Annotated in this window: 1 protein-coding gene; it reads left to right on the forward strand. The window is 76.5% G+C overall.

What is annotated here, in order from left to right; all coding sequences use genetic code 11:
* The first annotated feature begins 20 nt into the window (after positions 1–20).
* Positions 21–11,762, forward strand: coding sequence for an SDR family NAD(P)-dependent oxidoreductase (locus CG736_RS14585; protein ID WP_369880200.1), 11,742 nt, complete (start codon positions 21–23; stop codon positions 11,760–11,762).
* The last annotated feature ends 19 nt before the right edge of the window (positions 11,763–11,781 follow it).

Consider the following 11,781-nt stretch of genomic DNA (forward strand, 5'->3'; position numbering starts at 1 on the left):
CAGGACGGCGGCCCCCGATGGTGAACGACGACAAGCTGAGGGACTACCTCAAGCGCGTGACGGCGGACCTGCACCACACCCGCCGGCGCCTGACCGAGGCCGAGGAGGCGAGCCGCGAACCGATCGCGGTCGTCGCGATGAGCTGCCGCTACCCCGGCGGCGTACGGTCCCCCGAGGACCTGTGGCGCCTGGTCACCGACGGCACCGACGCCATCACCGGCTTCCCCGCCGACCGGGGCTGGGACCTGGAGCACCTGGACGACCCGGAACAGCTGCGCGAAGGCACCAGCCACACCGCCCTGGGCGGCTTCCTCGACGACGTCGGGCACTTCGACCCCGGATTCTTCGGGATCTCCCCGCGCGAGGCGCTCGCGATGGACCCGCAGCAGCGGCTGCTCCTGGAGACCACCTGGGAGGCGTTCGAACGGGCCGGCATCGACCCCGCGACCCTGCGGGGCAGCCGGACCGGCGTCTTCGCCGGAGTGATGTACCAGGACTACGCGGTACGGCTGCGCCACGTCCCCGACGACGTGGCCGGCTACGTCGGCAACGGCAGCTCCGACAGCGTCGCCTCGGGCCGCGTCGCCTACACCTTCGGCCTGGAGGGCCCGGCGGTCAGCATCGACACCGCCTGCTCCTCCTCGCTGGTCGCCATCCACCTCGCCGCCCAGGCCCTGCGGGCCGGCGACTGCACCCTGGCGCTGGCCGGCGGTGCGATGGTCATGTCGACACCCGTCCCGTTCGTCGAGATGAGCCGCCAGGGCGGTCTGGCCCGGGACGGCCGGTGCAAGTCCTTCTCCGCCGCCGCCGACGGCACCGGCTGGGGCGAGGGCGTCGGCATGCTCCTGCTGGAGCGCCTCTCCGACGCCCGGCGCCACGGCCACCCGGTGCTCGCGCTGGTCCGCGGCACCGCCGTCAACCAGGACGGCGCCAGCAGCAGGCTCACCGCCCCCAACGGCCCCGCCCAGCAGCGCGTCATCCGGCACGCCCTGGCCAACGCCGGACTCACCCCCGCCGACGTGGACGTGGTCGAGGCGCACGGCACCGGCACCCCGCTGGGCGACCCGATCGAGGCCCAGGCCCTGCTGGCCACGTACGGGCAGGACCGCGCGGACGGGCAGCCGCTGCTGCTCGGGTCGCTGAAGTCGAACATCGGGCACACCCAGGCGGCGGCCGGCGTCGGCGGCGTCATCAAGACCGTCCTCGCCATGCGGCACGGCACCGTCCCGCCCACCCTGCACGCGCAGGACCCGTCCCCGCAGATCGACTGGACCGCGGGCGCGGTGCGCCTGGTCACCGAGAACACCCCCTGGCCCGAGACCGGACGGCCGCGCCGGGCCGCGGTGTCCTCCTTCGGCGTCAGCGGCACCAACGGACACGTCGTCCTGGAACAGGCGGACGAGCCCGTTCCGGAACAGGCCGACGAACCCGCCGCCCCCGCCGTCCTCCCCTGGGTGCTCTCCGGGCGCACCGCCCAGGCGCTGCGCGCCCAGGCCGCACGGCTCCGCGACCACCTCGACGCCCACCCCGGACCCGGCCCGGCCGAGGTCGGCCACGCCCTCGCGACGACCCGCGCCGCGCACGAGCACCGGGCGGTCCTGATCGGCGCCCGCCCCGACGAGTTCCGGGCCGGCCTGGACGCCCTGGCCGCCGGCCTCGACGCCCCCGGCCTGGTCCTCGGCACCGCCGGAACCGGCGGCGAAGTCGCCCTGGTGTTCCCCGGCCAGGGCTCCCAGTGGGCCGGCATGGCCGTCGAACTCCTCGACTCCGCCCCCGCCTTCGCCGCCCGGATCGCGGACTGCGAGCGCGCCCTGGCCCCCTTCGTCGACTGGTCGCTGGAAGCCGTCCTGCGCGGCGCCCCCGGCACCCCGCCGGCCGAGCGCGTCGACGTGGTGCAGCCGGCGCTGTGGGCCGTCATGGTCTCGCTGGCCGAACTGTGGCGCTCCCGCGGCATCGCCCCCGGCGCCGTCGTCGGCCACTCCCAGGGCGAGATCGCCGCCGCCGTGGTGGCGGGAGCGCTGAGCCTGGAGGACGGGGCGAAGGTCGTCGCCCTGCGCAGCCGGGCGATCCGCGCGCTGTCCGGCCGCGGCGGCATGGCCTCGGTGGCCCTGCCCGCCGAACAGGTCGCCGAACACCTCGCCCCCTGGGACGGCCGGCTCTCCGTCGCCGCCGTCAACGGACCCGACTCCACCGTGGTCTCCGGCGACACCGACGCGCTCGACGCGTTCCTCGACCGGACGGAGGCCCTGGGCGTCCGCAGCCGGCGCATCCCCGTCGACTACGCCTCGCACAGCGTCCACGTCGAGGACATCCGCACCGACCTGCTCGCCCGGCTCGACGGACTGACCCCCCGCCCCTCCGCCGTCCCCTTCTACTCCACCCTCACCGGCGGCCTGCTGGCGGACACCACCGTCCTGGACGCCGACTACTGGTACCGCAACCTCCGCGGGACCGTCCGGTTCGAACAGGCGACCCGCGCCCTGCTCGCCGACGGCTACCAGGTCCTCCTGGAGAGCAGCCCGCACCCCGTCCTCACCGTCGGCGTCCTGGAGACCGCCGAGGACGCGGGCGCCGACGCCACCGCCGTGGGCACCCTGCGTCGCGACGACGGCGGCCTGCGCCGGTTCACCGAGTCGCTGGCCGAACTCCACCTGCGCGGAGTCGCCCCGGACTGGGACGCGGTCTTCGCCGGCCGCCGCCCCGGCCGGGTGGAACTGCCCACCTACGCCTTCCAGCGCGACCCGTACTGGCTGGAGGACGGCGCCGCGCCCGCCGCCGACGTCGGCTCCGCCGGACTGACCCCCGCGGACCACCCGCTGCTGGGCGCCGTCGTGGTCCTCGCCGACAGCGACGGCCTGCTCCTCACCGGCCGCCTGTCGACCCGCACCCACCCGTGGCTCGCCGACCACGCCGTCGGCGGCCGGGCCCTGCTCCCGGGCACCGCCTTCCTGGAACTCGCGCTCCAGGCCGGAGCCCGGATCGGCTGCCCCCGGGTCGAGGAACTCACCCTCCAGGCCCCCCTGGTGCTGCCCGAACACGGCGGTACCGTGCTGCGCCTCACGGTGGGCGCCCCCGACTCCCGGGGCCACCGCCCGCTCAGCCTGCACTCCCGGCCGGACGCACCCGCCGACGGCGACCCCGACGACGAGTGGACCAGGCACGCCGAAGGCATCCTGGCCCAGGACGGCGCGGACGGCGCCGAGGCCGCCGGGCCGATGCCCTGGCCGCCGCCCGGCGCCGAACCCCTCGCCCTCGACGGGCTGTACGACCGCTTCGCGGCGGGCGGATTCGCCTACGGCCCCGCCTTCCAGGGCCTGCGCGCGGCCTGGCGGCGCGGCGACGAACTGTTCGCGGAGGCCGTCGTGCCCGCCGGGCCCGCACCCGAGGCCGCCCGCTTCGGCCTGCACCCGGCCCTGCTGGACGCGGCCCTGCACGCCACCGGCGTCCCCGGCACCCCCGGCGCGGACGCCCACCCCGAGGGACGGCTGCCGTTCGCCTGGAACGGGGTGACCCTGCACGCCACCGGCGCCGGGGTGATCCGCGTCCGGCTCGCCCCGGCCGGACCCGACGCGGTGGCGCTCGCCGTCGCCGACGCGACCGGCGCCCCCGTGGCGACCGTGGACGCGCTGGTCCTGCGGCCCGCGGGCACCGTCGCCCTCGGCGCCGACCCCGCCCCCCGCGGCCGCCACCACCAGGACCTCTACGCGACGGAGTGGGTCACCGCACCCGCGCGCGGCAGCGGCGAGCCCGCCGCACCCGCCCACCGCACCGCGGACCTGGCCGCGCTGCTGGCCACCGTCGAGGCCGGTGCCCCGGTGCCGGAGACGGTCCTGCTCACCTGCGCGGAGACCGTGGAGCCCGCCGCCGCGGCGGTCCGCGCGGCCGTCCACCAGGCCCTCGCCGACGTCCGGATCTGGCTCGCCGACGACCGCTTCGCCGACTCGCGCCTGGTGTTCGCCACCCGGGGCGCGGTCGCCGCCCGGGAAGGGGAGGACGTCCGCACCCCCGCGCACAGCGCGCTCTGGGGACTGATCCGCTCGGCCGGCTCCGAACACCCCGGCCGCTTCGCCCTGCTCGACCTCGACGCCGACGACGAGCACGGCGCCTCCGCGGCCGTCGCCGCGGCGCTCGCCTCGGGAGAACCGCAGTCCGCGGTCCGCGGCGGCGACGTCCTCGTCCCCCGGCTGGTCCGGGTTCCCCGGAACGACCAGGACCCCTCGGACGACGCGGCCGGGTCGCTCCGGGCCTTCGACCCCGACGGCACGGTCCTCGTCACCGGTGGTACCGGCCTGCTCGGTTCCCACGTCGCCCGCCGCCTGGTCACCGGGCACGGCGTCCGGCACCTGCTGCTGCTCTCCCGCAGCGGCCCGGCCGCCGCCGGAGCCGAGGAACTGCGGGCCGAACTCGCCGCTCTGGGAGCCGAGGCCGCCGTCGTCGCCTGCGACGCCGCCGACCGGGACGCCCTGGCCGCCGTCCTCGCGGACCTGCCGCCCGCGCACCCGCTGACCGCCGTGGTCCACACCGCCGGCGCCCTCGACGACGGCGTCGTCACCGCCCTCACCCCCGAGCGGGTGGACGCCGTGCTGCGCCCCAAGGTCGACGCCGCCCTCCACCTGGACGAGCTGACCCGCGGCCTCGACCTCACGCACTTCGTGCTGTTCTCCTCGGCCGCAGGCACCTTCGGCGGCCCCGGACAGGCCAACTACGCCGCCGCCAACGCCTTCCTCGACGCCCTGGCCACCCGGCGCCGGGCGGCGGGGTTGGCCGGCCAGTCCCTGGCCTGGACCCTGTGGGAGCAGCCCAGCGCCCTGACCGGACACCTTGACCAGGACGACGTACGACGCCTCGCCCGGTCCGGGATGCCGCCGCTCTCCACCGAGCGGGGACTCGACCTCTTCGACACCGCCCTCACCGTGGACCGGGCCGCCCTGGTCCCGATGCGCCTCGACACCGCCGCTCTGCGCGCCGCCGCGGCGGACGGCTCCCTGCCGCCGCTGCTGCGCGGCCTGGTGCGCACACCGCCGCGCCGGGCGGCCGCGGCCACCGCGGCGGAGGCCGACGACAACGCCCTGCGCCTGCGCCTCGCGGCCCTCGACGGCACCGGACGGACCCGGCTGCTCGTCGAACTCGTCCGCACCCACGCGGCGGCCGTCCTCGGCCACGCCTCCCCGGACACCCTCGACGCCGGACGGGCCTTCCGCGAGCTGGGATTCGACTCACTGGCCTCGGTGCAACTGCGCAACCGCCTGAACGCCGCCACCGGCCTGCGGCTCCCCGCCAGCCTGGTGTTCGACCACCCGACCCCGGCCGCGCTCGCGGCCTTCCTGGGCGCCGGACTCACGGACACGGCCACGCCTGTCGTGCCCACTGCGCCCGCCGGCCGGGACCGGGACGCGGACGACGACCGGATCGCGATCGTCGCCGCGGCCTGCCGCCTGCCCGGAGGCGTCCGCTCGCCCGAGGAGCTGTGGCGGATGCTGGCCGAGGGCCGCGACGGCATCTCCGAATTCCCCACCGACCGGGGCTGGAACCCGGACGCGCTCTACGACCCCGACCCCGACCGCGTCGGCACCTCCATCACCCGGCACGGCGGCTTCCTGGACGACGCGGCCGACTTCGACGCCGAGTTCTTCGGCATCTCGCCGCGCGAGGCGCTGGCCATGGACCCGCAGCAGCGGCTGCTGCTGGAGACCACCTGGGAGCTCTTCGAACGCGCGGCCATCGACCCGTCCACCCTGCGCGGCGCCCCGGTCGGCACGTACGTCGGCCTGATGCAGCAGGACTACGCCGCCCGGCTGCTGCCCTACATCCCCGAGGACGTCGAGGGATTCCTCGGCACCGGAAACTCGGGAAGCATCGTCTCCGGACGCCTGGCCTACTTCTTCGGCCTGGAAGGCCCCGCGGTCACCGTGGACACGGCCTGCTCGTCCTCGCTGGTGTCGCTGCACCTCGCGGTCCGGGCGCTGCGCTCCGGCGAGTGCTCGCTGGCCCTGGCCGGCGGCGTCAACGTGATGTGCAGCCCCGAACTGTTCGTCGAGTTCAGCCGGCAGGGCGGGCTGGCCCCGGACGGCCGCTGCAAGTCCTTCGCCGCGGCCGCCGACGGAACCGCCTTCGGCGAGGGCGCGGGCATGCTGCTGCTGGAACGGCTGTCGGACGCCCGGCGCAACGGGCACCCGGTGCTGGCGGTGGTCCGCGGTTCGGCGATCAACCAGGACGGTGCCAGCAACGGCCTGACCGCCCCCAACGGTCCCTCGCAGCAGCGGGTGATCCGGGCGGCGCTGGCGGACGCGGGACTGACCGCGTCCGAGGTGGACGTGGTGGAGGCGCACGGTACGGGGACGCGGTTGGGCGACCCGATCGAGGCGCAGGCACTGCTGGCCACTTATGGGCAGGACCGGCCTGCGGACCGTCCGGTGTGGATCGGCTCGCTGAAGTCGAACATCGGCCACACCTCGGCCGCCGCCGGTGTGGCGGGCGTCATCAAGTCGGTGCTGGCCCTGCGGCACGGCGTGATGCCCAGGACGTTGCACGTGGACGGTCCGACGCCCGAGGTGGACTGGTCGGCGGGCGCCGGCCGACTGCTGACGGAGGCCCGGGAGTGGGACGACACGGGTCGTCCGCGCCGGGCGGGCGTGTCCGCCTTCGGCGTCAGCGGCACCAACGCCCACGTCATCCTCGAACAGGCCCCGGCCGACCCGCTCGCCGACGAGCCCGGGACACCGGAGGCCGCACCCACCGCCGTCCCCCTGCTCCTCTCGGCGCGCACCCCCGAGGCACTGCACGCCCAGGCCGCGGCGCTGGCGGCCCGGATCGGGGACGGCTCGGGCGTCCGCGCCGCGGACGTGGCCTTCTCCCTGGCCACCGGCCGCAGCGCGCTGGGACACCGCGCGGTGCTGGTGGGCACGGAGGACAACCTCGCCGACCACCTGACCGCGCTGTCGCAGGGCACCGCAGTGGTTGGTGGTGGGCTGCTGTCCGGTCGTTCGGTGCTGGTGTTCCCGGGTCAGGGTTCGCAGTGGGTGGGGATGGCCGTGGAGCTGCTGGGCGAATCGGAGGTGTTCGCGGGGCGGATGGCGGAGTGCGAGCGGGCGCTGGCGCCGTACACCGACTGGTCGTTGGTCGAGGCGCTGGGTTCGGAGGCGCTGCTGGCGCGGGTGGATGTGGTGCAGCCGGTGCTGTGGGCGGTGATGGTGTCGCTGGCGGAGGTGTGGCGTGCGTTCGGTGTGGTTCCGGACGCGGTGGTGGGCCACTCGCAGGGTGAGATCGCGGCCGCTGTGGTGGCGGGTGGTCTGAGCTTGGAGGACGGGGCGCGGGTGGTGGCGCTGCGTTCCCGTGTGATCGGGGCGCTGGCCGGCCGCGGTGGCATGGCGTCGGTGCCGCTGCCGGTGGACGTGCTGCGGGAACGCCTGGGTCGCCTTTCGGTGGCGGCTGTCAATGGCCCGTCGTCGACGGTGGTGTCGGGTGACGCGGACGCGGTGGCGGAGTTCGTCGATGCGTTGGTCGAGGAGGGGGTGCGGGCGCGTCTGATCGAGGTGGATTACGCGTCGCACTCCGCGCATGTGGAGGAGGTTCGTGAGCGCCTGCTGGCCGATCTGGAGGGGATCGCTCCTGCCTCGGGCGAGGTGCCGTTCTTCTCGACGGTGACGGGCAGTTGGCTGGACACGAAGTCGCTGGACGCCGAGTACTGGTACCGGAACCTGCGGGAGACGGTGGAGTTCGGGAAGGCCACGGAGACGCTGCTGGGGGAGGGTTTCCGGTTCTTCGTCGAGTCCAGCCCGCATGCGGTGCTGGGTGTGGCGGTGGGGGAGTCGGTGGAGGCCGCGGGCGTGGATGCCGTGGCGCTGGGAACGTTGCGTCGCGGTGAGGGCGGCCTGGCGCAGGTGCTGCGTGCGGTCGGCCGTGGCTGGGAGCGCGGGCTGGAGGTGGACTGGTCCACGGCGTTCCCGGGCGCTCGGCGGGTCGAGTTGCCGACGTACGCCTTCCAGCGCACCCGCTACTGGCTCGACGTGCCGACCACGAGCCAGGACGTCGCCTCGGCGGGGCTCGCCACGACCGGGCACCCGCTGCTCGGTGCGGCGATGCAGGTCGCGGACTCCGGTGAGCTGCTGCTCAGCGGCCGGATCTCGCTGCGCACCCACCCCTGGCTCGCCGACCACGCCGTGTCGGGCGTCGTGCTCCTCCCCGGCACGGCGTTCCTCGAACTCGCGCTGCGCGCCGGGGCCGAGGCGGACTGCCCGGTGGTCGAGGAACTCACCCTCGGATCGGCGCTCGTGCTCCCGGAGGAGGACGCCGCCCACCTGCAGCTCCGGGTCGGCGAGCCCGACCGCGGCGGCCGGCGGAGGCTGAGCGTGTTCGCCCGGACGACGCGGGACGCCGACGCGCCCTGGACCGAGCACGCCACCGGCACCCTGGCACCCCGGCCCGCCGGGGACCCGGCCGGAGCCGGTCTGCTGAGCTGGCCGCCGTCCGGTGCCGAACCCGTGGACACCGGCGACCTCTACGAGCGCTTCGCCGAGGCCGGCTACCACTACGGCCCCGCCTTCCGCGGCATCCGTGCCGCGTGGCTCCGCGGCGGCGAGGTGTTCGCCGAGGTGGTGCTGCCGGAGCAGCAGCACGCCGACGCCGCCGGATGCGTGCTGCACCCCGCGCTGTTGGACGCGGCCCTGCAGACCGCCGCGCTGCTGCCCGACCAGGACGGCGGGGCCCGGCTGCCGTTCAGCTGGAACGGGGTGACCAGCGGGATCACCGGGGCCACCACGCTGCGCGTGCGGCTCGCCGCCGACGCGCCGGACGCCGTGAGCCTGCACGCCCACGACCTGTCCGGACGGCAGGTGATCGGCGTACAGGGCCTGTTGCTGCGGCCGCCGGCCGCGGGCGGGCCGCTGGCCGCGACCGCCCACGCCGATCTGCTGTACCGCCTCGACTGGACCCCGGCCACCGACCCGGCCGACAGCGCCGTGCCGACCTGGGCCGCCCTCGGCGGCGCCGTCCCCGATGCCGCCGTGTCCTGGCCGGACCTCGACGCGCTGGGCACCGCCCTCGACTCGGGCGCCGCCCTCCCCGAGGTGATCGTGGCGGCCGTCGCCACCGCCGACCTGCCCGACCCCGCCGACCGGGTCCGCGCCACCGCGCACCAGGGCCTCGCCCTGGTGCAGCAGTGGCTGGCCGACGAGCGGTTCGCCGCGGCCAGGCTGGCCCTGCTCACCAGGGACGCGGTCCGCACCGGACCGGTCGACCGTCCCGTCGATCCCGCTCAGGCCGCCCTGTGGGGCCTGGTGCGCAGCGCGCGGGCCGAGAACCCCGGGCGCTTCGTCCTCATCGACGCGGCCGGGACCGCCGAACCGGCCGACGCCCTGCCCGCGGCGCTCGCCGCCGGGGAACCCGAACTGGCGCTGCGGACCGGCCCGCCGCTGCTGCCGCGGCTGGTCCGCGGCGGACGTCCGGACGGCACGCTGGCCCTGCCGGACGGCGCCGCCTGGCGGCTCACCAGCGACGGTCAGGGCTCCCCGGAGGACATCGTGGCGGCGCCCGCCCCCGCGGCCCTCGCCCCGCTGGGCAGGGGCGAGGTGCGGATCGCGGTGCGCGCCGCCGGGCTGAACTTCCACGACGTCATCGCCGCGCTCGGCCTGGACCCCGACCCCGAACAGCAGGGCCTGGGCAGCGAGGGCGCCGGCACCGTCATCGAGGTGGGCCCGGGCGTCGACGACCTGGCACCCGGGGACCGGGTGATGGGGATCTTCGCGGGCGCGTTCGGCCCGACGGCCGTCGCCGACCGCCGCACCGTCGCCCGGATACCGGCCGGCTGGTCCTTCGCCCGCGCGGCGTCCGTGCCGGTGGTGTTCCTCACCGCCCACTACGGCCTGTTCGACCTCGGCGGGCTCCAGCGCGGGGAGTCGGTCCTGGTCCACGCCGCGGCCGGCGGCGTCGGCATGGCGGCGGTGCAACTCGCCCGGCACGCCGGTGCGCGGGTGTTCGCGACGGCCTCCCCCGCCAAGTGGGACGTCCTGCGGGCCGGCGGACTGGACGCCGCGCAGATCGCCTCGTCCCGCACCACCGACTTCGCGGAGACGTTCCTGACGGCCACCGGCGGGCAGGGCGTCGACGTGGTGCTCGACAGCCTGGCGCGGGAGTTCGTCGACGCCGGCCTGCGGCTGCTGCCGAACGGCGGCCGGTTCGTCGAGATGGGCAAGACGGACGTCCGCGACCCCGAGGCGGTCGCCCGGCAGTACCCCGGGGTGCGCTACCGGGCGTTCGACCTGATGGAGGCCGGTCCGCAGCGCATCGGCGAGATGCTCGCCGAGGTCCTGGACCTGTTCGAGCAGGGGGTGCTGCGTCCCCTGCCCGTCACCGGCTGGGACGTCCGGCAGGCCCCGGCCGCGCTGCGCTCGCTCAGCCAGGCCCGGGGCGTCGGCAAGAACGTCCTGCTGCTGCCCGCCCGGCCGGACCCCGAGGGGACCGTCCTGGTCACCGGGGCCACCGGCACCCTGGGACGGCTGCTGGCCCGGCACCTGGTCGTCGCGCACGGCACCCGGCACCTGCTGCTGGCGGGCCGTCGGGGCGAATCCGCCGACGGGATGCCGGAACTGGTCCGGGAACTGACCGGGCTCGGCGCGTCGGTGACCGTCGCGGCCTGCGACGTCGCCGACCGGGACGCGCTCGCCGCCCTGCTCGGGTCGGTGCCCGCCGCGCACCCGCTGACCGCCGTCGTCCACGCGGCCGGCGTCCTGGACGACGCCACGATCGCCGGGCTGACCCCGGACCGGCTCGACCGCGTCCTGCGGCCCAAGGCGGACGCGGCGCTGGCCCTGCACGAACTCACCCGGGACCTCGACCTCGCCGCGATGGTGCTGTTCTCCTCGGGCGCCGCCCAGTTCGGCGCGGCCGGGCAGGCGAACTACGCCGCCGCCAACGCGGTCCTCGACGCCCTCGCCGCCGAACGCCGGGCCGAGGGGCTGCCCGGCCTGTCCATCGGCTGGGGCCTGTGGGAGGAGCGCAGCGGGATGACCGCGGCGGTCGCCCCGGGCCGGGGCACCGGGGCGGGCGCGCTGACCTCGGCGGAGGGCCTCGCCCTGTTCGACGCGGCGCTCGACTCCCCGTACGCCTACCGGCTCGCGGCCAGGATCGCCCCGTCCGTGCTGCGGGCGGACGACCGGCTGCCCGCCGTGCTCCGCGGCCTGGTCCGCCCGGCCCGGACCGGCGCCGCCGCCGCGGAGGCGCCGGCCCGCTCGATGGCGCGGCAGCTCGCCGAGCTGCCCGAGGCCGAGCTGTACCGGACCCTGCTCGACCTGGTGCGCGGCACCGCCGCGGCGGTGCTCGGCCACAGCTCGCCGAACCTGGTCCGCCCGGCCCGCCCGTTCAAGGACGTCGGCTTCGACTCCCTCACCGGGGTCGAACTGCGCAACCGGCTGGCGTCCTCGACCGGGCTGCGGCTGCCGGCCGCGCTCGTCTTCGACCACCCCACCCCGGAGGCCCTGGCCCGCCACCTCGCCGAGCGGGCCGGCGCCGCCCGTCCGACCGGCGACGAAGCGGTCCGGGCCGGGCTCGACGCCCTGGAGACCCTGCTCGACGCCCTGCCGCCGGACGGCGTCAGCGACGAACTCGTCGCCCGGATCCGGGACGTGCTGTCCCGCCCGCTGCCCGGCGGGACACCGGCCGCCGCCCGCCCCGCGGGCGACCCGGACGACCTGGCCCCCGACCTGATCGAGGCGGCCAGCGACGACGAGATGTTCGAGTACCTCGACCGGCAGCTGGGGTCCGCATGACCAGGGCACCGGCCCGCGC

Origin of the sequence: Kitasatospora sp. CB02891 (genome assembly GCF_002803145.1) — a bacterium.
Taxonomy (GTDB): Bacteria; Actinomycetota; Actinomycetes; order Streptomycetales; family Streptomycetaceae; genus Kitasatospora; species Kitasatospora griseola.